This is a genomic window from Syntrophorhabdus sp. (assembly GCA_012719415.1).
Classification (GTDB): domain Bacteria; phylum Desulfobacterota; class Syntrophorhabdia; order Syntrophorhabdales; family Syntrophorhabdaceae; genus Delta-02.
The window spans coordinates 1-21,367 of the sequence record JAAYAK010000257.1 but is presented as its reverse complement, the minus strand read 5'-3'; the positions used below and the strand labels follow the sequence as shown (position 1 = coordinate 21,367).

Sequence of the window (21,367 nt, the reverse complement as noted above, 5' to 3'; positions counted from 1 at the left end):
ATGGAGTCCTTGATCTGGTTGAGCTGGTCGATCGCGCCCTGAACGGCGCTTTTGATGCGGCTCACCTCGCGTTCCACCTGGCGCGGGGATATGGAACGCTTCGTTATCGCCACCTTGTCCCTGTCGATGAGGCGCACCCTCCCCATCGTTATTCCCGAGGAAACGCCGATCCCTTTCAGGGTTTGATTGACGAGAATCTCTTCCTTCATTCTTCGTTGAATCCGTTGTCGATGAGGCCCCCCAGTTCACGGAAGGCCTTTTCCTCGTCCTCCCCTTCCGTTTTGAGGACGATCTTGCTTCCCAGGGGACAGGCAAGCATCAGAAGGCCCATGATGCTCTTGCCGTTCACCTCCATCCCGTCCTTTTCGACCATCACGATGGAGTTGAACTTCGCCGCCGCCTTCACGAACATAGCCGCAGCCCGGGCATGGAGGCCGAGCCTGTTCCTGATCGTAAATATCCCTTCCTGCATCGCTCCTCAGTCCTTTTTCCTGGCCTTCAGCACGTCCGTGGCAAGATATATGTTCTTCTGCCCGTATTGCGTGATGAAAGCGGCCAGCTCATCGAGTGTCCTTCCCTCCCGGTACGTCACGAGCTTGATGAGCATGGGAAGGTTAACGCCGGCAACCACCTCGACCCTGCCCTCTTCCAGGAAAGAGAGACTGATGTTCGAAGGGGTGCCGCCGAACATGTCCGTCAGGATGATGACCCCATCGCCCGTGTCCGAGTTCTTCAGGCCGGAGACGATCTTCTCCTTGGTTTTTTCCACCGGGTCGTTGGGGAATATGTCGACGGCGGCGAACTGCTCCTGCTCTCCCACGATCAGTTCGGTGGCAGCCACCATCTCCCGCGCGAGGTTGAAATGCGCCACCACGACGAGACCAATCATTTCGCCTCCTTACCTCTTCTCTATGTCCCGGTGGACGGTGGACACGCTGTAACCCATAGTGTTGAGCTGCTCCGCCAATTCTCCGGCGATGAAGACCGACCGGTGTTTCCCGCCTGTGCAGCCGAAACAGATGGTGAGATAACTCTTCCCCTCTTTCTCGAATAACGGAATAAGGTACACCAAAAACTCTGAAAGAAAAAGGAAATATTTCCTGAACACTTCCTGCGATCTGATGAATTCCCGGACCTCTTCGTCGAGTCCCGTACGGTCCCGGAGCTCTTCCACGAAAAAGGGGTTCGGCAGGAACCTCACGTCGAGGACGATGTCAGCCTCGAGGGGAAGACCGAAGGCGTATCCGAAGGACATGATGTTGATCTTCATCCGCTGCTCGTGGGCACCATATCTCTCGAGTGCCAAACGGCGCAGTTCGTGGGGGGTCAGATGGGTCGTGTCTATGACCTGGTCGGCCATGTCCCTGAGCCAGGCCATCAGCTTGCGCTCCTCGGTCAACGCGTCGGTGACGTTGGACGAATCGAAGAGGGGATGGGACCGCCTCGTCTCGCGGTACCTCCGTATGAGGCTTTCGTCGGAGCTTTCCAGGAAGAGGACCTTCGCCCCGAAATCGCTCTTGGCCTTTTCCACAATGTCCCGGCCGTTCTCGAAGAAGTCCCTCAGGCGCACGTCGATGACGAAGGCGCACCGCGCGATCTTCTCCCCCTCGTCGCGGTTAAGCTCCAGGAACTTGAGGAGCAGAAGGATGGGAAAGTTGTCGACACAGAAGAAACCCGCATCCTCGAGGGCCCTGAGGAACGTCGTCTTCCCCGAGCCTGATATGCCGCTGACGATGAGGACGTCCTTCATTCCACCCCGCCTTCCATCGATCTCTGCATCCTTTTCTCCAGCTCCACGGCGGTATTGATGCCCTGCCTGCGGAGGATGAAGTTGCGGCACGCCAGCTCTATGATCGCCGAGACGTTCTTGCCCGAGCTGATGGGTATCCTGACGAAGGGCAGGTCAACGCTGAGCACCTTGAACTTCTCTTCCCTGAGACCCACGCGCTCGCACTCGAGGGAGGTGTCCCAGTCGAAGAGCTCGATGACGAGGTCTATCTTCTTCTTGTCGAGGACCGCCGAGACCCCGAAGAGATGCCGGATATCGACGATACCCACGCCCCGTATCTCCAGCAGGCTCTTTATCATCTCCGGCGCCTCGCCGTAAAGGTCGATGGCCCCGATCTTCTTCACATGCACGGCGTCATCGACGACAAGGCGGTGGCCCCGCATGATGAGCTCGAGGGCGTTCTCGCTCTTGCCGATGCCGGGCCTTCCCATGATGAGGGCGCCGACACCGAGGATGTCCATGAGCACGCCGTGGACGGTAGTCGACGGGGCCAGCTTTTCCTCAAGCAGTTTCGTTATCCTCTCGATGAATATGGAGGTGACGAGCTTTGTCCGCAGAAGGGGGATGCCCTTTTCCTCCGCGGAGACGACGAAGAACTCGGGGACCTTCAGGTTCCGGGAGATGATGAAGCACACCACGTTGTTCTTGCAGAGTTCCCTGATGATGCGCCTGCTCTCGGCCTCCGTGAGCGACCTCAGGTAGGAGATCTCGATGTTCCCCAGTATCTGGACCCTGTGGGGATGGAGATAGACCATGTGACCCGTAATGACGAGGCCGAGCTTCTGGATCCTCGGGTTGTAGATCTTCCGGGTAAGCCCCTTCTTCCCGGCAAGGACCTCGAGCTCCAATCCGTACAGCTCGTCATCTACAAGCTGTTGAACCTCTATCCCCTTCATATGTCTCTTCCACGGGACCCTTTACCCCAGGGCCCCCGAAACCTCCTTGATAACGGGTCGTTACAGCTTTCCGTCCTCTTCCACGATGCTCTCGTACAGGGAATGGGCATCGGGAAGTGTGAGCAGTTTCTTCCTGAAGGATGGGTCGCGGAGGATCTTCGATATCCGCGACAGGACCTTCAGGTGCAGGCTTGCCGAATCCTCGGGGGCGAGGACGAGAAAGAAGATGTGCACCGGCTGCTCGTCGACGGCATCGAAATCGACACCCTGACGTGACCGCCCGAACACGACGAGGACCCCGCCGGAACCCTTCATCTTGCCGTGGGGGATGGCGACACCGTCGCCTATGCCCGTGCTGCCCAGGGCCTCCCGCTCCATGATGATCCTGACGACGGGTTCGACGTCCTTTATGAGACCCGCGGCTTTCAGTTGTCCCGCGAGCTCGGTAAGTATCTCCTCCTTGGTGGTACCCCTGATATCGGAGATGACCGAGGATTCTTTCAGTATGTCGGTAAGCCTCACGGTCCCTTCCCTGCCGTTTCTATGAGACTGAACTTTCCATCCTTGCGTTTGTAAACGATGCAGACGTTGTCACGTTCCCTTTCGCGGAAGACCATGAACATGTCCCCCGACGCCGTAAGCTGCATCACGGCCTCCTCGGGGTCCATGGGCTTTGCGTCCACGGTCCTCGATACGATGATGGCGGGCTCCTCGCCCGCAGGCTGCGCGGCGGTGCGTTTCAGCTTGCTCTCGCGGTATTCCTTCATCTTGTCACGGTACTTTGTCAGTCTCCGTTCGAGCTTGTCCAGTATCTTGTCGATCGCCGCATAGATATCATCCATTACCTCATGGGCATTGATGACGACCCCATTGATGGTGAACATGACATCGATACGCTGGCGATATTTCCGCTCGAGGGAGATGACCACGTGGATGTCGAGAGGCGTCTCCACGTACTTTTGCAGGCGGGAGAGCTTGTCTTCAACATACCGCTTTACATCTTCGCTGGTATCAATGTGCCTGAAGCTGGTTGTGATATCCATAGTGCCTCCACTCACAAAAATAAGGTTGGCGTGGACCAACCTTGGAGCCTATTAATAACAGATATGCCGGATGGTGTCAATCCAATTCCCCGAAAGTATTAGGTTAATCCACGAAGAGCCTGTGTGCTCTGCCCAGGTTTCCCCGTATCCGGAATCTGTCTCTTTAATCGATCACCGTCCTTTCCCGTGAAGACCGTATATTCAGTATCTCCCTGTATTTCGCTACCGTACGGCGCGCTATGTTGATGTCGTGGCGCGATTTCAGGGTGTGGGTTATCTCGTCATCGGTCAGCGGCTTCTTCTTGTCCTCTTTTTTGACGAGTTCCGCTATGAGGTCCATGACGACGTTCGTCGAAAGGGGGTCCCCCTCTCCCTTGTTTATGCTCGTCGGGAAGAAGAACTTCATCTCGTACACGCCGTGGGGGGTGCTCATGTACTTGCTGGTCGTTATGCGGCTCACCGTGGATTCGTGGACTCCCACGTCCTGGGCGACGTCCTTGAGGATAAGGGGCCTCAAGCTCCTCAGGCCGTTCTCGAAGAATTCGCGCTGGAAGCTCACGATGCTCTGGGCGACGAGAAAGAGCGTCCTTTGCCTCTGCTGGATGCTCTTGATGAACCACTCCGCCTGCTTCATCTTGTTCTTTATGTATCTCTTCGTCTCGCCGCTCACCTTCCTGTCCGTTGCGAGCTCGAGGTAGTAACGGCTCATCCTGAGCTCCGGGACGTCGTCATTGTTGAGGGCGATGTCGAACCCCTCCTCGCCTTTTACAACGTAGACATCGGGGACGACATAGGATATGAACTCGTCGCTGAAGTTCCTGCCCGGTTTGGGGTCGAAGGACTTGATCTTCTCGAAGACCTCCTTGATCTTCTCTATGGGGAAACCGGTGGCCTTCGCTATCCCCTTGAGGTTGTTGTGCTGGAAAAGGTCGAAGTGATTGGCGACGACGTTCTCGAAGACGGGGTCCTTCTCACCCAGCGCATCGTACTGGATGAGGACGCATTCCTTGAGGTCCCGGGCACCCACCCCGGCGGGCTCCAACCTCTGCACCTTCCTGAGGACCGGTTCGAGAACATCCACGGAAAAACCGGAGTCCCGCGATATCTCCTCGAGGCTGCAGATGAGGTACCCGTTGTCGTCGATGTTCTCGATGATCCATTCCGCCACCACCCGCTCGCGGGGGCTGAAGTCCGAAAGTCCGATCTGCCACCTCAGGTGGTCCCTGAGGTTGTACGTCTTCCTGACCATGTTCTCGTAGTCGGGCGCCTCCCTTTCCTCGGCGGGAAAGAAGTCCTCCGAGGGCGAGTATCGTTCCAGGAGCTCCTCGATCTCCCTTTTTTCCTCCTGGCTCTCCTTTTCCTCGACGTCCTCACGCGGCTCTTCCTCGGTGATCTCGAGGATGGGGTTTTCCTTCATCTCCAGCTCGATGGCCTCGACAAGCTCCAGCTTGGAGAGCTGCAGGAGGCGGATGGCCTGCTGCAGCTGCTGGGTCAGGACGGGAGAGAGCTTCTGTGTCTGTTTAAGCTCCAACATCGATGTTGAATTCCTCACCAAGGTATACTTCGCGGACGATCCGGTCCTGGGCCACGCTCTCCGGCGTGCCTTCGAGGAGGACCTTCCCCGCGTTGACCACGTACGCCCTGTCGCATATGGGGAGCGACTCGCGGACGTTGTGATCGGACAAGAGTATGCCGATGCCCCTTTGCTTGAGGCCGAAGATTATCTTTTTCAGGTCCGAGACGGATATGGGGTCTATGCCGGAGAAGGGCTCGTCGAGGAGCATGAAGTGCGGCGACGTCATGAGCGCCCGCGCTATCTCGAGGCGCCTTCTCTCCCCGCCCGAGAGGGAATCCGCGCTGTTGTTCGCCAGGTGTTCCAGCTTGAAGGACTCGAGTATCTCCATGACGTGGTGTTTTATGAGGTCCCCCTCCTCACCGAGGAACTCGAGGATCGCCTTGAGATTGTCCCTGACGGACATCTTCTTGAAGACCGAAGGTTCCTGGGGAAGGTAGGTTATGCCCTTGCGCGCCCTCATGAACATGGGCAGATCCGTGATGTCCTCCCCGTCGAGAAGGATCTTGCCGCCGTTGGGCTTTATGAAACCGATGATCATGTAGAAGGATGTCGTCTTCCCGGCCCCGTTGGGGCCAAAGAGCCCCACGATCTCGCCGGTCTCCATGTACATGCTGATGCCGTCGACGACCTTTCGCGCGTTGTATGTCTTCAGGAGACCCTGCGCGGACAGAGTTGCTTTCATTCCCGCTACTTTCCCCTCTCCATTCTTATCTTCGGCCTCTCGACGGACAATTTACCGTCAGTCGTCGTGTAGATCACACGCTCCCCTTTCATTTCCACGTTGTCCTTGAATACCCTCGGAGATTGGGTGAACACTATTCTGCCTTCCTTAAAATGATATACTGCCTTCTCGCTTTTCGCAACAGTGCCCCTCGATATGACACGGACGTTGCCGTCGGCCTCGATGCGGTCCACCTCGTTGTCGGTGCTGTATATGTGGACGAGGTCGCACACCATGTTGAGGTCCTCCCCCTTGAGGATGACCTTTCCCTCGAGGACATAGGTGGCCTTCTGAAAGTAATAGAGGAGCGTGTCCGACTGGAAGTGGTATTTCGCCTTTTCCGTCGCGATGATCCCTCCGACTTCGGACAGGAGCCTCAGTGTCTCCTCGTTGGTGTTGGCGAGAAGCCCGATGCCGCGCATATCGATCTTCTCCCCCTTGATGTCCACCGCGTCCTTTGTGGCCGTGATCCCGTTCTTGAAATCGAAATCCATGTAGGAGCTCTTCAGGGTGTATTCGCCCTTGTAGAAAACCTGCACGTTGTCGACCTTGCCCGACTCGTTCTCGGTGTCCATGGACCCTTTCGTGCCGGTGAACTCTATGGAGACGTCCGGTTTCGGCTTGTACAATCCTTTCAGGTCTTCGAGCTCGATGAGCGGCTTGTCTATGTACTTGCGGGCCACCTTCGCCGTGAGCTCCCAGTCCACGACGCCGCGGCGTTCCCCCGTGTACTTCACGTTCTTGAAGACGATCGCCTTGTTGCTGTCCTCCGCTACGGGGACCGGTTGCCTTTCAGGCTTGCTGATGAAATAGTAGAAGGCAAGCAGAAGGCTTGCCGCGATGAAGCCGAAAGAGACGAAGATGATGATCTTCCTGTTGCTCATGTATCCTCATATGCCATTCATACCACCTTGGCCCTCAAGAGGTCGTGTATGTGTATGATGCCCACGGGCCGGGCGTCCCGTTCGTCGTCGACGACGAAGAGGGAGGTGATGGAGAATTCCTCCATCTTCTTGAGGGCATAGGCGGCAAGGGCGTCCCTGCGGACGACCTTGGGCCTTGCGGTCATCACGTCGCCCGCCGTCTTTGCCAGGAGGGAATCGTCGTACCGTTCGATGGCTCGCCGGAGGTCTCCGTCTGTTATGATCCCCGCAAGACGTCCCTTTCCGTCGTAGACCCCGGTGACGCCAAGCCTCTTCGACGTTATCTCGAGGATGGCGTCCTTCATGGACGTCTCCACCGACACACCGGGGAGGGACTCGCCTGTGTGCATGAGGTCCTCCACCCTGAGAAAGAGCTTCCTCCCCAGGGAGCCCCCGGGGTGGAGAGAGGCGAAGTCTTCCACCTTGAAGGCGCGCCTTTCCATGACGGCAATGGCGAGGGCGTCGCCGAGCGCGAGGGTGGCCGTGGTGCTCGAGGTGGGCACCACGTTGTAGGGACAGGCTTCCTCCACGTTCACGACGAGGGCCACATCGCTGAGCCGGGCGATGGTGGACGCGGCGTCTCCCGTTATGGCGACGAGCGGGATGTCGAGGCGCTTCACCCAGGGGATTATCCTGACCACCTCCTCCGTGTCGCCGCTGTTGCTGACGACGATGAGCACGTCGCCGCGCTGGAGCATTCCCAGGTCGCCGTGGAGGGAATCGGCGGGGTGGACGAATAGTGCCGGCGTGCCCGTGCTCGACAGCGTGGCGGCGATCTTCTTGCAGACGAGCCCCGACTTGCCCATGCCCGTCAGGACGACCCTGCCCGCGCAGGCGAATATGATCTCCGCCGCCCTGGTGAAGGTGTCGTCGAGTCCTTCCATGACCTTGAGGAGGGCCTCGGCCTCCTTCCTCAGGACATCTTTTCCCGTTCCTACGTGGTCCACAGGGCCTCCTCTATCCTCTTGAGGGTCCGAAGGACACCTTCGAGGTCGTCGAGGGGAAGGGAATTGTCCCCGTCGCAGAGGGCCCGCTTCGGATCGGGGTGGACCTCCATGAACACGCCTTCCACGCCGACGGCCACCGCGGCCCGGGCGAGTGGAACGATGAACCGGGCCTCCCCGCCGGAGCGGTCCGTCATCGCCGAGGGCTGCTGCACGCTGTGCGTGGCGTCGAAGACCACGGGATACCCGAAGTCCCGCATGATGGGTATTGCCCGGAAATCATTGACGAGGGTATGGTACCCGAAGGACGTGCCCCGTTCGGTGACCAGTATGCTCCTGTTGCCCGTGGATTCCACCTTTCTGATGGCGTGGGCCATGTCACCGGGGGAGAGGAACTGGCCCTTCTTGATGTTGACGACCCTGCCCGTTCTGCCGCAGGCCGTGAGTATGTCCGTCTGCCGGGACAGGAGCGCCGGCACCTGGAGGACGTCGGCGACCTCGGCCGCCGCCGCGGCCTCACCCGCGGAGTGAACATCGGTGAGAACGGGGACGCCCACCGCCCCCTTCACTTCCTGCAGGATGGCAAGGCCCTCGTCCAATCCGGGGCCTCTGAAGCCCGATATGGACGTCCTGTTCGCCTTGTCGTAAGAGGACTTGAAGATGAAAGGCACGCCGAGCCCGGCCGTCACGCGCGCGATACTCTCGGCCGTCCTCAGGGATATGTCCCTGCCCTCGATGACGCAGGGGCCGCCTATGAAGACAAAAGGCCTGCGGCCGATGGTGACGTTGCCTATGGCTATTTCTTTTTGCACTTCAGTCTTTCCTGCCTTCGTTTCAGCGAGGCCTTGATAAAATCCCGGAACAACGGATGGGGGTCGAAGGGCTTCGACTTGAACTCGGGATGGAACTGGCATCCCAGGAACCAGGGATGACCCTTCATCTCCACGATCTCGACAAGCGTGCCGTCAGGGGAGATGCCCGACACGATCATGCCGCTCTTCTCGAGGCGTTCGCGGTATTTCATGTTGAACTCGTAGCGGTGGCGGTGCCGTTCGTGGATGACGTCCTGTCCGTAGGCCTTGTGCGCGAGGCTGCCCGGCTTGATGACGCAGGGATAGGCGCCGAGGCGCATGGTGCCGCCCTTGTCGGAGTACTGGTCGCGTCTCTGCACCGTGTTCTCCCTGTCCGTGAACTCCTCGATGAGGTAAATAAGGGGGTAGGGCGTCTTTTCGTTAAATTCGCAACTGTTGGCGTCTTTGCAGTCCGCGAGGTTGCGCCCTATCTCCACGACGGCGAGCTGCATGCCGAGGCACAGGCCGAGAAAGGGTATCTTCTTTTCCCGCGCGTGCTCGATGGCGTTGATCTTGCCCTCGATGCCGCGGTCCCCGAAACCGCCGGGGACGAGGATGCCGTCGATGTTGAAGAGGTCGGCCGTTATGCCCTTTTCGATGTCCTCGGAGTCGACGTAGCGGACATTCACCCTGCAGTCGTTCGCGATGCCTCCGTGTACCAGCGCCTCGTTGAGGCTCTTGTAGGAGTCCTTGAGCTTGACGTACTTCCCGACGAGGGCTATGTCCACCTCTTTCTTCGGGTGCTTTATGGTGTCGCCGATGGCTTCCCACTTGGAGAGGTCGGGCTTCTTTGCCCAGATGTTGAGGAGCTTCGTTATCTTCTCGTCGAGTCCCTCGTTGTGGAAGGCGATGAGGACCTCGTAGATGACCTCGGCGTCCTTGGCGGCGATGACGGCGTCCTTCTCGACGTTGCAGAAGAGGGAGATCTTGTCCTTGAGGCCCTGCGAGAGGGGCCGCTCCGTCCTGCACAGGAGGATGTCGGGCTGGATACCAATCCTCCGGAGCTCGTTCACGCTGTGCTGTGTCGGCTTCGTCTTCATCTCGTCGGCGGTCTTGATGAAGGGGACGAGGGTCAGGTGCACGAAGAGGGAGTTCTCCTTTCCCAGGTCGTTGCGGAGCTGGCGTATCGCCTCGAGGAAAGGAAGGCCCTCTATGTCGCCGACGGTGCCGCCGATCTCGACGATGACGACGTCGATGCCTTCGTCCACGTCGAGGACGCGGCGCTTTATCTCGTCCGTGATATGGGGGATGACCTGGACGGTTCCGCCGAGATACTCTCCCTTGCGTTCCCGGGAGATGACCGTGTCGTAGACCTGTCCCGTCGTGAAATTGCATTTTTTCGAGAATGTCGCGGTGGTGAAGCGTTCATAGTGCCCGAGGTCAAGGTCCGTCTCCGCGCCGTCCTCGGTCACGAAGACCTCGCCGTGCTGGAAGGGATTCATCGTACCCGGGTCGACATTGATGTAAGGGTCGAGCTTCTTTATGGTGATAGTGAGCCCCCGGGACTCGAGAAGCGCGCCGATGGATGCCGCCGCTATGCCCTTCCCCAGGGAGGACACGACGCCGCCCGTCACGAAGATGAATTTTTGTCTCACTGCTTTCCCCCGATCAGTATCCGTAACATCTCCTCACCGCTCATCACCGCCCCGCCCGCGTTCTCATCGTAATCCCCACCCTCGTCCGGGGAGGGGTTGCTGTTGTCGTAAACGGCGAAGGGCACCGGGGTGGCATAGTGGGTCCTCATCGCGATCGGTGTGGCATGATCGGTGACGATGAGAAACCGCGTGTCCCTGTCCGTTTCCTTGAGAAGGACGCCGAGCACGTCCCTGTCGATGCGCTCGATGGCCTTTATCTTTTCAGGGATGCTGCCGCTGTGGGACGCCTCGTCGGGCGCCTCCACGTGGACATAGACGATGTCGTGGTCTTCAAGGAGCTTGAGCGCCGCCCGGGCCTTCGCCCCGTAATCCGTGTCGAGGTATCCCGTGGCCCCCTCGACGACGGGGGTCATGAACCCCACGAGGCTCGATATCCCCCGCACGAGGTCGACGGCACAGACCGTCGCACCCGTCAGGCCGAACTTTTCCCTGAATGACGGCAGGGCCGCCTTCTTGCCCTGGCCCCAGAGCCAAATGCTGTTCGCCGGGAGCTTGCCGGCGTCGACACGTTTCCTGTTGACCTCATGGGACGCGAGCACCTCGCGGGAGTGGTCCATGAGGGAGCGGACCCGGGCCGCGCCGTCACCGTCGGGGAGGTACCCGGCGATCTGCTTTCCCGTGATATCATGGGGAGGGGTCGTCGAGAGCCTTGAGGCACCGCCTTTCCATATCATGATATGGCGGTACCCGACCCCGGGGTAGAAGGCTATTTCTTCGGAGCCGAGCTCCTCGTTGAGGCAGGCGACAAGGGCCCGTGCCTCCTCGGTCGAGATGTGCCCGCCGGAGTAGTCGCCCATGGTATCGCCGCCGTCCCCCGTCCCGATGTGGACAAGATTGCACCGGTAGGCCACATCGTCCGGCCCCATGGGGATACCCATGCCGAACGCCTCTATGGGGGCCCGACCCGTGTAGTAGAGCGCCGGGTCGTAGCCGAAGATGGACATTCCCGCCACGTCACTGCCGGGAGGAAAGCCGTCGGGTACCGTCTTTACCTTTCCCGTGAGACCCTTTCGGGCCGCCATGTTCATGTTCGGCTTATCTGCCGCCATGAGCGGCGTCTTCCCCCCGAGCTCCTCGAGGGGGAAATCCGCCATGCCGTCGCCGATGAGAACGATATATTTCATGTGCTGCCGCACCTCGCGCGGCCGGAAGGCCCCGGCCCTTTCACAGGCTGCCTTCCTCGATCCTTATGTGAACGCTCTCCCCTTTCGTGAAGGAAAGGGCGTCTATCTCCTTCTTCGCCTTCATGAGGCCTTCTTCGGCGGCGTCATGGGTCACCATGACGACGGGGACGTAACCGCTGAGCTTCCGCCCCTGCTGCGTCACCGCCGATATGCTTATCCGGTACTTCGAGAGGATGCCCGATATCTTCGAAAGCACGCCGGGCATGTCCTTCGCCATGACCCTCAGGTAGTAAGGTACGGAAGAGGCCCTGCCTTCCTTGAACCTCCCCGCCACGGCGAGCGGCCGGGTGCCGGGGCCTCCCGCCCCGGAGATCCTCTTCGCGATGTCGACGATGTCGCTGACGACGGCGCTTCCCGTCGGCTCGCTCCCGGCGCCCTTTCCGTAGAAGAGGTTGGGGCCTGTCATGTCCCCGACTATGTAGACGGCGTTGTAGACGCCGTTCACGCTGCTCATGGGATGGTTGACGGGCAGCATCGCGGGTTCGACGCGGACCTCGACGCCTGGTCCCCGTCTCTTCGCTATGGCGAGAAGCTTTATCTTGTATCCGAAGTCCCGCGCGAAGCCGATGTCGACGGGGTCTATCTTGGCGATGCCCCGCGTCGTGATCCTGTCCATGGTCACGGGCGACGCGAAGGCGAGCCTCACGAGGAGGGAAAGCTTGTGCGCCGCGTCTATCCCCTCGACGTCGAAGGTCGGGTCCTTTTCGGCGTAACCCTTCCGCTGGGCGTCCTTGAGGGCCTCGGCGAAGGATATCCCTTCGTCGGTCATCCGCGAGAGGATGTAGTTGCTCGTCCCGTTGAGGATCCCCAGGATGTAGCTGAACTCGTTGCCGACGAGTCCGTCGCGGACCGCCCGGATGACCGGGATGCCTCCGCACACGGACGCCTCGAACCCGATCTCGCTTCCTCTCTTCGCCGCGAGACGGAAAAGCTCATCCCCCCGCTCGGCCAGGAGGGCCTTGTTTGCCGTCACGACCTGCTTGCCGAGGGTGAGCGCCGCGCTGATGAGATCGCTGGCGGGACGCATGCCGCCGATGAGCTCCACAACGATGTCGACCCTGTCGTCCCTGATGAGCTCCATGGCGTCGGAGGTCACGATATTCCGGGGCAGGCCCTTCCCTTTCAGTTTGCGGACATCCACCTCGGCAACCCTGACGACGCGAAGGTCAAGGCCTGTCCTCCTGCGAATGAGCGCGGCGTGTTCCGTCAGGATCCGGTATGTGCCGGTTCCCACTGTTCCCAGTCCTATTATCCCTATTCCGATCATGATCTTCCCGTGGGGTGAAGGAAACCGCCGATCACCTTCACCACTTGTCTTATTCTGTGCTCGTTCTCCACGAGGGCGAACCGCACGTGTCCTTCACCGAACCTGCCAGAACCGATCCCCGGCGAGATGGCCGCCTTCGCCTCTCCACGATGTCCTGTAGAATCCTCCATTTATGGTGAAAATTACCACATCCCCGGGGACACAATCAATATAAAAGCCAAGCAAGAATCGTTCCAAAACCCCGGGGCGGGGTTTGGAACGTGAACGGGCACACGGGTCGGCGCTAGAGGCGCCTACGGGCACACGCGGAAAAGACCAAGACCTTGCTCCGGAGAACCCCCTGAAGCCTCTAACAGGTCCTATTGGTTCCATTACAAAACATCCCCGGGAACAATACCTGCTTTTTTCATCTTCTTCCCGTATGCCCGTTTGCGTGCGAAGCACGCAGATCCCTGTGCCCGTCTATGGTTACAAACTGTAACTTGTTACAGTTTGTAACCGAACTTCCTGAGCATTTCCTTCCGGTCCTTCCTGTCCTCGTCCTTTTCTATCCCCGCCGGTCTCGCGCCGTCTATGACGCCCATGATGCCGCGGCCGCCCCCGGTCTCGGCCACCACGACCTCGAGGGGGTTCGCGGTGGCGCAGAAGATCCGGCAGACCTCCTGGCATCCCTTCACGGCGTTGAGGACGTTGATGGGAAAACCGTCCTTGAGGAAGATGACGAAGGTGTGCCCGCAGGAAAGGGTGAAGGACGTTTCGGCGGCGAGCTTCTTAAGGGTTTCGTCATTGCCCTCGTACCTCACGAGGCAGGGCCCGCTCGCCTCGGAGAAGGCGACGCCGAACGTGAGCGACGGCGCGCTCCCGACGAGTATCTCGTAGAGGTCCTCGACGGTCTTGATGAAGTGTGACTGGCCGATGATGATGTTCAAGCCTTCGGGTATGTCGATCTTTACGGTCTTGAGTTCCATTGTGCCTCCTTTATTGGATGAAAAAGATCAAAAACACTATCTCTCGCCCGCTTCGCTCGAGTTCGCAGAGGTCGCAAAGAGAGGAGGAAAGAGAGAAAAGATTGCCGCCGGATCTCGGAGCCTACCAAGATCCGGCGGCCTTCTCGTCCCGCCGTCCCGGCGGGAGGCAAAGACAACTCTTTTCTATTCCGCTCGTCATAAGGGAAAGGCGGAATCGAAAGTGTTCCCTGATCCCGGTAGTCTCCGGGATCAGGGAACGATCTTTTCTCTCTTTTCTCTCCGTGTGCTCGAGTGAGCCCGAAGGGCGAACGGGCGTGAGACGGGCTTTTCGTCTTTTCTGTCATTTACGCGTCTTTCCTGCCCGTTCGCCGAAGGGTTGCTCCTTGCCGAAGTCGGGGACGAAGAGCGGAGCGCTTTCGAGGTCCTGGGTGAAGACATTGTCCATACCATTACTTAATAAGAAGGAAACGACGTCGTCGTATTCCTCCTGACGTATCCGTCGGGAGAGGATCGGGTACTCGCCGGAGCGGTGCAGGGGAAGGTACTGGGACATGAGACCCACCCAGGTCTGTTTGCCCAGATTTTCGGCGATCCAGCCGAGCGCAGGACGAGAACCGGCAAGGCCACCGGGGAGCACGAGATGGCGGACGAGGAGGCCCCTTTTCGCGATGCCGTCCTCGACGACAAGGCCCCCCACCTGGCGCTTCATCTCGATAAGCGCCGCGCGGGCGCATTCGGGGTAGGGGGCGTGAGCTGCCGCGCCGGAGAGCTTTCGAGCGACGACGGGGCCCCAGTACTTGAGATCGGGCAGGTAGATGTCGACAAGGCCTTCCAGGGTGCGAAGGGCGTCGACGCTGTCGTAGCCGTTCGTGTTGTACACGAAAGGTATGCCGATGCCCCTTCTCTTCGCTTCTCCGACGGCCGCGGCGATGAAGGGGACATATGGCGTTGGGCTCACGAGATTGACGTTGTGGCACCCCATCGCCTCGAGGGAAAAGAACATCTCCACAAGTTCATCAAGGGTCACCGGGCTTCCCTGGCCCTCGTGGCTTATCTGGTAGTTCTGGCAGAAGACGCAGCGGAGGTTGCAGAAGGAGAAGAATATGTTCCCCGACCCCCGTGTCCCGGAGATGGGCGGCTCCTCCCCGAAATGGGGCCCGATATGGGCCACAAGGACATCCCTCCCCGCCCCGCAGAACCCCCTTTCCCCGGCAAGGCGGTCAACCCCGCACCGACGGGGACACACGACGCAGGGCGTCAGCATGGAAAGATCGGCTTGCATCGGGAATAGTATAGCAGAAATGGGAGACCGGGTAATAGGCAATAGGTCATGGGTGGCCCACGACGCGCCTCTATCCCATAACCCGGAACCTGCCTTTACGCCACTATATACGATCCCGTTCCCACCGCGATGAGCTCTCCCGTGTCGTTGGTCAGTTCCGTTCTCGTCACGGCGACCTTGTTGCCCGTTCTCAGGGTCCGTGCGGTGGCGGTGAAGGTCATGCCCGTGCCGGGGCGGAGGAAGTCGACGCGCAGGTCGATGGTGCTCACCCGCCCGAATCTCTCAAGCTTGGCCTCCAGCGTTTTGTCCATTCTTTCCTGCGCGCCCATGAAGGCGACGAGCCCTCCGGTGACGTCGATGACGGATGATATCACGCCGCCATGGACCATACGGCGCTTCCGATGTCCCATGAGCTCGCCCCGCATCCGAAAGGACACCGTCACGCCTTCGGGGCCCATCGATTCTATACTGAGTCCGAGCAACCTGTTGAAAGGGATCTTCTCGCTGAACATTTCGTTGATCACACGAAGGAATTCATCGTTGCTGCCGGGTTCTTTCATCGTTCCCTCACAGCCCCAGGAATTGGATCATCAGGCCGCAGGTGAGGATGGTCAGTCCCGCGATCGCGTGGGTGTACCGCTCTGCCCTGCTCAGCACCTTGAGGCTCAAGCCCGCCCTCATGAGGAATACCGCCGCCATCATCGTCGCGATCGTCACGGCGCCGAAGGTGAGGCTCACCAGGGCAACGCCCGCAACGCTCTTGCGGGCGGCGGGATAGATGAGAAGGGGTATCAGGGGTTCGCAGGGGCCGAAGACGAATATTATGAAAAGCACCCAGGGTGTGACCGTCTTTCCTTCGTCCTCATGGAAATGGGCATGGCTGCCGTGATGGGTGTGCTCGTGCTCGTGGATGTCTGAGGTGCCGTGGACATGCACGTGTTTGTGGGGTTTGTTCAGGATGGCCCTCCTTACACCCCACACGGTGTAGGCAAGGCCGAAGGCGATAAGGAGCCACGCGGCGATCGTCCCCCGCGTCGATTCTATGAGCTCAAGCCTCTCAAGCGCCACGCCGAGCGCCACGCCGACAAGCCCGAGCACGATGGAGCTGAGGATATGCCCCAACCCGCAGGCGAAGGTCACCAACGCGGTTTTCAGTGTCGACCATTTCCTCGACCAGGACAGCATCACAAAGGGCACATAGTGGTCAGGCCCGAAAAGGGTATGGAAGAACCCGATCGACACGGCGGCGATAAGAAGGGCGGATAGCTCAGGGGACATGGGGGGACTCAGGTGTGGTCTTAAAGGACGCTGCGAGAGCTATAGGACCTATAGGAGGGATAGGACCTATGGGACGTATGGGACAGATAGGACATATAGGACATATAGGACGCATGGCACCTGTTGTAGTTTCGTGTCATTATAATAACTTTGCGGCTGATTGTCCACATTGACAATCCCTTCCCGCCCCCCGCTTTTCTTTGAACCTTGAACCTTGAACCTTGAACCTTGAACCGCCTTTATTCTATCCCCACGTGTACCAGCTGCGGCCTGAGGGTCTTGACCAAGTCGTGGGGATCCATCGCTATGAGGTATCCGCGTCTGCCGCCGTTGATGTAGATCTTCGGCAGGGCGAGGATGGTCTCTTCCATGTAGACGGGCATGGCCTTCCTGGTGCCGAAGGGCGACGTGCCGCCGACCATGTAGCCCGAGTGCTTCTGAGCGGTCTCAGGCGTGCAGGGCCCGACCTTCTTCACGCCTATGACGCGAGCAAGCTCCTTCGTGGAGACCTCCCTGTCGCCGTGCATGAGGACGACAAGCGGCTTTCTGTCCTCGTCCTCCATGATGAGGGTCTTCACCACCATGTGCTCGTCGACGTGGTACTGCTTCGCGAACGTCTCCGTCCCACCGTGCTCCACGTACTGATAGGGATGTTCCGAGAACTCCACCTTCCTCTCCCGAAGGAACCGGACGGCAGGCGTCACATAGGTCTTATCTTTGCTCATCTTTCCTCGTTCCACAAAAAACGTTCAAGGATAAAGAAGGTTCAAGGGTTCCAGAGTTCAAAAGTTCAAGAGCAAAAGAAAAACAGGGCACCGGCGCCTTCGGCCGGTGTACGAATTGCGTTGACGGCCGACCCTCCTTCCCCATCGTTTTCTTGAACCCTTGAACCCTTGAACCCTTGAACCTTCTTTATCCTATCATCTGCACCGTCCCATCCGGTATGACGGCCGCCCGGACGGGCCTGTCTGCGAATTCCCTGTCGAGTTCACCAATGAGGGCGGAAAGGTCGTCGACCCAGGTGATGTCCTCCTCCTTCCCGAACCAGTAGGAGCCGGCGTGGTCCCTGTGACGGGAGTAAAGGAAGAGCCTTTTCACCCGTTCATGGAGCGGCCTTTCGCCCCTTCCGAGCCTGCCCCAGAGGTCCTTTCCGAACCTTCCCATGAGGTAGTGGATGACCTGCCCCTCCTCGATGTCGTTCAAGATGACAAGATAGCCGCCGTCGGGGGTAAGGATCTCTTCCGACGTGGAAGCGGCGATGACGGCCTCGTTGGCCTTGCCGAAGGTGTTGGCAAAGACGATGTCGTATCCTCCCCGGGGTTTCGTCGCGTAATGCCTGAGCGCCCCCTCTATCATGGCGGGATACAGGGAATCGGGATAGCCGGCGAAGACGCGGGTGGCGCGGGCGAAACTGTTCACGAGGACATCGATCTTGATGTCGAGCCGCGCCATCCTTCCCGCCTCGCGCATGTCCGAGAGGATGGCGTTGCAGGAATGGTTGCCGAGGCCCCAGCAGCTCTCCAGGTTCTGCTCAAGGAGGAGGCCGTGGTGGTACTCGATGGCGTCGATGTGGGCTATGCCGGGAAAGACTATCTTGTATCCGCCGCCAAAACCGCAGAACTGGTGGGGGATGAAGGACCCGATGCCTATCCTGAGGTCGCACGCGAGGTACTCCTTGTTGATAATAACGGGTGTCCCCAGGGCCGTCCTTCCCAGTGTCTCGCAATTCTCGTAACAGTTGTGGTTGTAGACGGGAAAGCGGTTCAGCACTTCGCTGCCGAGCTTCTTCCGGAAGTCGGCGTTGTTGTGGGGGGAGTGCGTGCCCAGGGCGCAGAGGAACCGGACCCGGCAGTCGTCGATGCCGGCGCTCGCAAAGGCCTCGAGGAGGACGGGGACGATCTCGTAGGTGCGTGTCGGCCGGGAAAGGTCATCGAAAAGGACACAGACCTCTCCGGCACCTTTCATGAGGGGCACGAGAGGCATGATGGCTGCCCTCAATTCCTCGCCGCCGATGGGCCGCGCCCCGTCACCCTCCATCGACAGAACGTCGACGTCCCAGCGGGGAGGGAGGTCCGCCTCGAGGGTGCGCTCACCGTTCCAGAGGCCGTGTGGCAGGGATATTCTCATAAATTTAAAACTTGTAATGATAACAATAACTAGGGTACAGTATACGTTATTAATGAAAAAACTGGTAATAAAAAAAGACAAAACGATACGGCAGAAGGTCTATCACCACATACGCGAGGAGATCCTCAAGGGCGCCATCGCCCCCAAGGAGAGGCTCATAGAGGCGAAGATCGCCGGGCAGATAGGCACGTCCCGGACTCCCGTGCGCGAAGCGCTCCACAACCTCGAACTCGAGAAGCTTGTCGTCTCCATCCCCCGGGTGGGCTACGTGGTCAGGGGCATGGACATGGAGGAAGTGGAGCAGATATGCGAGATCAGAGCGGCCATAGAAGGCCTTGCCATCGCGTGGGCCACGGCGAAGCAAAGGGAGAGGCTCATTCAGGCCCTCAAGAAGAACATCGAGAACCAGAAGAAACAGATATCGAAAGGCAATCTCAACGGCTACGTTGAGCTGGACGCGCAGTTCCATGACATCATAGCGCGCCTTGCCGGCAGCGACCGCCTGCTGGAGCTTACCCAGACGCTCCGCCGGCATATGCTGAGATACCGGATCCAGTGCATCTACATGACCGAGACGGCGGAGAGATCCATGCGCGGCCACGAACGGATCGTGGCCGCCATCGAAAGGGGGGACTCCCAGGAGATCGCCGTCGCGGTGAAAACACACCTCATCCAGGCGAGGGACGACATCCTTTACTATGTCTTTCGCGAACCTGAAGGCGACACCGGCCGATAGCCCCCGCAGCGGACTTTTGATTGACAAAAAGGGGTTTCTGTGCAAACCTCAGAATAACGCATAAAAACCAAACGGAGGTGCTGGTATGAAGAGGTATTCCTTCCTTGCGCTCGCGTCGGTGTTCCTCCTTTCCGTCCTGTGTGTATGTTCCGTATCCCAGGCGGCGAACACCATCAAAGTGGGCATCGTCGACACCTACACAGGACCCGCTACGACTTTCACCAACGACGTCCTCGACGGCTTCAAGCTCGCCGTTCAGAAGATAAACGCCTCCGGCGGCATCCTGGGGAAGAAGATCGAGTTCACCACGAGGGATGAGAAGTTCAAGCCCGACATCGGCCTTGCCATGGCCAAGGAACTTGTCCTCAAGGAAAAGGTCGATATCCTCATGGGCACCATCAACAGCGCCACGACGCTCGCCATCTCCGACTTCGTGAAGAAAGAGAAAGTGCCGTTTTTCGTAACCTTCGCGAAGAGCGACAAGATCGTCGCCGAGAAGGGACACCGCTACATCTTCAACATGAACGAGAACACCGAGATGGCAGGCAGGGCGGCCGCCATCGCGCTCGCGAAGAAGCCCTACGTCAAGTACTGGGTAGCCGGTGACGACTACGAATACGGCCACGCCATCGCCGAGGGCGTCTGGAACAACCTCAAGAAGCTCAAACCCTCCGTCCAGAAGGTTGGAGAGACGTGGTGGAAGGTCGGCGAGGCGGACTTCACCCCCTATATCACCCAGATACTTGCCGCGAAACCGGACTTCATCATCGTCGCCACGGGCGGCTCGGGCATGGTGAACTTCCAGAAGGCGGCGAAGGCCACGGGTCTTTCCCAGAAGGTCCCCTTCTACCAGCACACGGCAACGGAACTTTCCGTCCTCGCCCCCCAGGGCCAGAACGCCCCTGAAGGCGTCTACGGCACCGCGAACTACTTCTTCTACTATCCCGACACCGCGCAGAACAAGGCCTTTGTAGCCGATTTCAAGAAGGCTTACAACCGCAATCCCCGGATCGGGGCCCTTTACGGGTACATGACGGCGCAGTTCATCGCCGAGGGGTACAAGAAGGCCGGCAAGATGGACAAGGAGAAATTCGTCACGGCCCTGGAGGGCATGACCCTCGACAGCCCCGTCGGCAAGCTCGAGATCCGCAAGTGCGACCACCAGCTCCTGCTCCCCATGTATTTCGGCGTTACGAAGAAAGACCCGAAATATGAGTTCCTTACCGCCGGGAGCATCGAGACCATCCAGGGAAAGGACTACGTCCCGTCCTGCGAGGAGGTCCTGAAGCACCGCAAGAAATAGGGGGAAGGCGGAAGGACAATGGAGAGCATCCTTGGCTTCATAAGCCCGAAGATCTTGAGCCAGATACTCGTGGGTCTGTCACGCACGGTCATCCTCTTCATCGTCTCCTCGGGTCTGTCGCTCATCCTGGGAGTCCTCAGGATCCCCAACGTGGCGCACGGCTCGCTCTACATGATCGGCGCCTTTATGGCCTACACGGTGTCGCACCTCTTCGGAGGGGGCAACATGGGTTTCTGGATGGCCCTCGTGCTGGCCCCTCTCGGGGTGGCGGTGGTCAGTTTCGCCGCCGAGAGGTCCCTCTTTCAGTTCCTCTATGAGCGCGAACACCTGATGCTGCTCCTTCTCACCTTTGCCATGTCCCTCGTTTTCGGAGACCTTGTCAAGATGGTGTGGGGGGCCGAATACCGTTCGGTCCCCGTGCCCTCCGTCTTCCAGGGATACATAAACCTTTTCGGCGGGCTCCCCTTTCCCATCTACAGCTTTTTCCTCCTCGTCATGGGGCCCGTCATCGCCGTACTGCTGTGGCTCCTCACGAACAAGACGAAGATCGGCAAGATAGCGCGCGCAGCCGCCGTGGACAGGGAGATGGTGGGCGCCGTGGGCATAAATGTGAGCTGGGTCTTCGCGACCGTTTTCATCATCGGTTGTTTGCTGGCGGGTCTCGGCGGTGTTCTCGTCGCCCCCACGGTGAGCGTCACCCTGGGAATGGACCACACTCTCATCATCGAGGCCTTCCTCATTGTCATCATAGGGGGGCTCGGCAATGTCTGGGGCGCCCTTCTCGGCGCGCTCATCTTTGGCCTGACCCAGTCTCTCGGCATTCT

General features: G+C 59.2%; 25 protein-coding genes. 3 read left to right on the top strand and 22 right to left on the bottom strand.

Going from position 1 to position 21,367, the window contains the following annotated elements:
* From GXX82_15290 to GXX82_15185, 22 genes are all read right to left on the bottom strand, one after another.
* The coding region (locus GXX82_15290) for a hypothetical protein (GenBank protein NLT24404.1) at positions 1 to 209 on the bottom strand (209 nt) is incomplete at its 3' end.
* Positions 206 to 472 carry an HPr family phosphocarrier protein gene (locus GXX82_15285; GenBank protein ID NLT24403.1) on the bottom strand — a complete coding sequence of 89 codons (267 nt, stop codon included), beginning with the start codon at positions 470 to 472 and terminating at the stop codon, positions 206 to 208. The genes GXX82_15285 and GXX82_15290, both read right to left, overlap by 4 nt.
* Positions 473 to 478: 6 nt before the next feature.
* Positions 479 to 889 carry a PTS sugar transporter subunit IIA gene (locus GXX82_15280; protein ID NLT24402.1) on the bottom strand — a complete coding sequence of 137 codons (411 nt, stop codon included), beginning with the start codon at positions 887 to 889 and terminating at the stop codon, positions 479 to 481.
* A gap of 9 nt (positions 890 to 898) precedes the next feature.
* Positions 899 to 1,750, bottom strand: coding sequence for an RNase adapter RapZ (gene rapZ, locus GXX82_15275; protein NLT24401.1), 852 nt, complete (start codon positions 1,748 to 1,750; stop codon positions 899 to 901).
* Complete coding sequence (gene hprK, locus GXX82_15270; protein NLT24400.1) at positions 1,747 to 2,685, bottom strand: HPr(Ser) kinase/phosphatase; 939 nt, start codon at positions 2,683 to 2,685, stop codon at positions 1,747 to 1,749. Before hprK ends, rapZ begins: the two co-directional genes overlap by 4 nt.
* Before the next feature lie 60 nt (positions 2,686 to 2,745).
* Positions 2,746 to 3,207 (bottom strand): PTS sugar transporter subunit IIA, encoded by a 462-nt coding sequence (locus GXX82_15265; protein ID NLT24399.1) that lies wholly within the window; start codon positions 3,205 to 3,207, stop codon positions 2,746 to 2,748.
* Complete coding sequence (gene raiA, locus GXX82_15260) at positions 3,204 to 3,728, bottom strand: ribosome-associated translation inhibitor RaiA (GenBank protein NLT24398.1); 525 nt, start codon at positions 3,726 to 3,728, stop codon at positions 3,204 to 3,206. The genes GXX82_15265 and raiA overlap by 4 nt, the downstream gene beginning before the upstream one ends.
* 163 nt (positions 3,729 to 3,891) lie before the next feature.
* Entirely contained in the window at positions 3,892 to 5,262 is a 1,371-nt protein-coding gene (gene rpoN / locus GXX82_15255; GenBank protein NLT24397.1) for an RNA polymerase factor sigma-54, read from the bottom strand.
* Positions 5,249 to 5,986, bottom strand: coding sequence for an LPS export ABC transporter ATP-binding protein (gene lptB, locus GXX82_15250; protein ID NLT24396.1), 738 nt, complete (start codon positions 5,984 to 5,986; stop codon positions 5,249 to 5,251). Before lptB ends, rpoN begins: the two co-directional genes overlap by 14 nt.
* A gap of 5 nt (positions 5,987 to 5,991) precedes the next feature.
* Entirely contained in the window at positions 5,992 to 6,909 is a 918-nt protein-coding gene (lptC, locus tag GXX82_15245; protein NLT24395.1) for an LPS export ABC transporter periplasmic protein LptC, read from the bottom strand.
* 17 nt (positions 6,910 to 6,926) lie between these two features.
* Positions 6,927 to 7,832, bottom strand: coding sequence for a KpsF/GutQ family sugar-phosphate isomerase (locus GXX82_15240; GenBank protein ID NLT24394.1), 906 nt, complete (start codon positions 7,830 to 7,832; stop codon positions 6,927 to 6,929).
* 50 nt (positions 7,833 to 7,882) lie between these two features.
* Entirely contained in the window at positions 7,883 to 8,704 is an 822-nt protein-coding gene (kdsA, locus tag GXX82_15235) for a 3-deoxy-8-phosphooctulonate synthase (GenBank protein ID NLT24393.1), read from the bottom strand.
* Positions 8,689 to 10,338: a CTP synthase gene (locus tag GXX82_15230; GenBank protein ID NLT24392.1), complete on the bottom strand. Its 1,650-nt coding sequence runs from the start codon at positions 10,336 to 10,338 to the stop codon at positions 8,689 to 8,691. Before GXX82_15230 ends, kdsA begins: the two co-directional genes overlap by 16 nt.
* Positions 10,335 to 11,522, bottom strand: coding sequence for a cofactor-independent phosphoglycerate mutase (locus GXX82_15225; protein NLT24391.1), 1,188 nt, complete (start codon positions 11,520 to 11,522; stop codon positions 10,335 to 10,337). The genes GXX82_15230 and GXX82_15225 overlap by 4 nt, the downstream gene beginning before the upstream one ends.
* Positions 11,523 to 11,562: 40 nt before the next feature.
* Positions 11,563 to 12,849 carry a homoserine dehydrogenase gene (locus GXX82_15220; GenBank protein ID NLT24390.1) on the bottom strand — a complete coding sequence of 429 codons (1,287 nt, stop codon included), beginning with the start codon at positions 12,847 to 12,849 and terminating at the stop codon, positions 11,563 to 11,565.
* A complete protein-coding gene (locus GXX82_15215; protein NLT24389.1) occupies positions 12,846 to 13,019 on the bottom strand; it encodes a hypothetical protein in 174 nt (57 codons plus the stop codon). The genes GXX82_15220 and GXX82_15215 overlap by 4 nt, the downstream gene beginning before the upstream one ends.
* A gap of 315 nt (positions 13,020 to 13,334) precedes the next feature.
* The gene (locus tag GXX82_15210) at positions 13,335 to 13,817 is read right to left on the bottom strand and encodes a hypothetical protein (protein ID NLT24388.1); all 483 of its coding nucleotides are present in this window, start codon (positions 13,815 to 13,817) and stop codon (positions 13,335 to 13,337) included.
* 340 nt (positions 13,818 to 14,157) lie between these two features.
* Positions 14,158 to 15,099 carry a radical SAM protein gene (locus GXX82_15205; GenBank protein ID NLT24387.1) on the bottom strand — a complete coding sequence of 314 codons (942 nt, stop codon included), beginning with the start codon at positions 15,097 to 15,099 and terminating at the stop codon, positions 14,158 to 14,160.
* A 95-nt stretch (positions 15,100 to 15,194) separates the two neighbouring features.
* A complete protein-coding gene (locus GXX82_15200) occupies positions 15,195 to 15,659 on the bottom strand; it encodes a thioesterase family protein (protein NLT24386.1) in 465 nt (154 codons plus the stop codon).
* 7 nt (positions 15,660 to 15,666) lie between these two features.
* Positions 15,667 to 16,377, bottom strand: a complete 711-nt coding sequence (locus GXX82_15195) for a hypothetical protein (protein ID NLT24385.1) — start codon at positions 16,375 to 16,377, stop codon at positions 15,667 to 15,669.
* Positions 16,378 to 16,616: 239 nt separating this feature from the next.
* Positions 16,617 to 17,102 (bottom strand): Cys-tRNA(Pro) deacylase, encoded by a 486-nt coding sequence (ybaK, locus tag GXX82_15190; protein NLT24384.1) that lies wholly within the window; start codon positions 17,100 to 17,102, stop codon positions 16,617 to 16,619.
* A 187-nt stretch (positions 17,103 to 17,289) separates the two neighbouring features.
* Positions 17,290 to 18,504, bottom strand: a complete 1,215-nt coding sequence (locus tag GXX82_15185; GenBank protein NLT24383.1) for a DUF2088 domain-containing protein — start codon at positions 18,502 to 18,504, stop codon at positions 17,290 to 17,292.
* 52 nt (positions 18,505 to 18,556) lie between these two features.
* Here GXX82_15185 and GXX82_15180 point away from each other — a divergent pair, with 52 nt between their 5' ends.
* The 3 genes from GXX82_15180 to GXX82_15170 form a co-directional block, all read left to right on the top strand.
* A complete protein-coding gene (locus GXX82_15180) occupies positions 18,557 to 19,240 on the top strand; it encodes a GntR family transcriptional regulator (protein NLT24382.1) in 684 nt (227 codons plus the stop codon).
* Between the two features lie 85 nt (positions 19,241 to 19,325).
* Positions 19,326 to 20,543, top strand: coding sequence for an ABC transporter substrate-binding protein (locus tag GXX82_15175; protein ID NLT24381.1), 1,218 nt, complete (start codon positions 19,326 to 19,328; stop codon positions 20,541 to 20,543).
* A gap of 18 nt (positions 20,544 to 20,561) precedes the next feature.
* The coding region (locus GXX82_15170) for a branched-chain amino acid ABC transporter permease (protein ID NLT24380.1) at positions 20,562 to 21,367 on the top strand (806 nt) is incomplete at its 3' end.

What these genes read in the sequence shown, in the direction of transcription:
- GXX82_15285 (NLT24403.1), bottom strand. Translation starts at nt 472, where the DNA reads ATGCAGGAAGGGATATTTACGATCAGGAACAGGCTCGGCCTCCATGCC.
- GXX82_15280 (NLT24402.1), bottom strand. Translation starts at nt 889, where the DNA reads ATGATTGGTCTCGTCGTGGTGGCGCATTTCAACCTCGCGCGGGAGATG.
- rapZ (NLT24401.1), bottom strand. Translation starts at nt 1,750, where the DNA reads ATGAAGGACGTCCTCATCGTCAGCGGCATATCAGGCTCGGGGAAGACG.
- hprK (NLT24400.1), bottom strand. Translation starts at nt 2,685, where the DNA reads ATGAAGGGGATAGAGGTTCAACAGCTTGTAGATGACGAGCTGTACGGA.
- raiA (NLT24398.1), bottom strand. Translation starts at nt 3,728, where the DNA reads ATGGATATCACAACCAGCTTCAGGCACATTGATACCAGCGAAGATGTA.
- rpoN (NLT24397.1), bottom strand. Translation starts at nt 5,262, where the DNA reads ATGTTGGAGCTTAAACAGACACAGAAGCTCTCTCCCGTCCTGACCCAG.
- lptB (NLT24396.1), bottom strand. Translation starts at nt 5,986, where the DNA reads ATGAAAGCAACTCTGTCCGCGCAGGGTCTCCTGAAGACATACAACGCG.
- lptC (NLT24395.1), bottom strand. Translation starts at nt 6,909, where the DNA reads ATGAGCAACAGGAAGATCATCATCTTCGTCTCTTTCGGCTTCATCGCG.
- GXX82_15240 (NLT24394.1), bottom strand. Translation starts at nt 7,832, where the DNA reads ATGGAAGGACTCGACGACACCTTCACCAGGGCGGCGGAGATCATATTC.
- GXX82_15225 (NLT24391.1), bottom strand. Translation starts at nt 11,522, where the DNA reads ATGAAATATATCGTTCTCATCGGCGACGGCATGGCGGATTTCCCCCTC.
- GXX82_15220 (NLT24390.1), bottom strand. Translation starts at nt 12,849, where the DNA reads ATGATCGGAATAGGGATAATAGGACTGGGAACAGTGGGAACCGGCACA.
- GXX82_15215 (NLT24389.1), bottom strand. Translation starts at nt 13,019, where the DNA reads ATGGAGGATTCTACAGGACATCGTGGAGAGGCGAAGGCGGCCATCTCG.
- GXX82_15210 (NLT24388.1), bottom strand. Translation starts at nt 13,817, where the DNA reads ATGGAACTCAAGACCGTAAAGATCGACATACCCGAAGGCTTGAACATC.
- GXX82_15205 (NLT24387.1), bottom strand. Translation starts at nt 15,099, where the DNA reads ATGCAAGCCGATCTTTCCATGCTGACGCCCTGCGTCGTGTGTCCCCGT.
- GXX82_15200 (NLT24386.1), bottom strand. Translation starts at nt 15,659, where the DNA reads ATGAAAGAACCCGGCAGCAACGATGAATTCCTTCGTGTGATCAACGAA.
- GXX82_15195 (NLT24385.1), bottom strand. Translation starts at nt 16,377, where the DNA reads ATGTCCCCTGAGCTATCCGCCCTTCTTATCGCCGCCGTGTCGATCGGG.
- ybaK (NLT24384.1), bottom strand. Translation starts at nt 17,102, where the DNA reads ATGAGCAAAGATAAGACCTATGTGACGCCTGCCGTCCGGTTCCTTCGG.
- GXX82_15185 (NLT24383.1), bottom strand. Translation starts at nt 18,504, where the DNA reads ATGAGAATATCCCTGCCACACGGCCTCTGGAACGGTGAGCGCACCCTC.
- GXX82_15180 (NLT24382.1), top strand. Translation starts at nt 18,557, where the DNA reads ATGAAAAAACTGGTAATAAAAAAAGACAAAACGATACGGCAGAAGGTC.
- GXX82_15175 (NLT24381.1), top strand. Translation starts at nt 19,326, where the DNA reads ATGAAGAGGTATTCCTTCCTTGCGCTCGCGTCGGTGTTCCTCCTTTCC.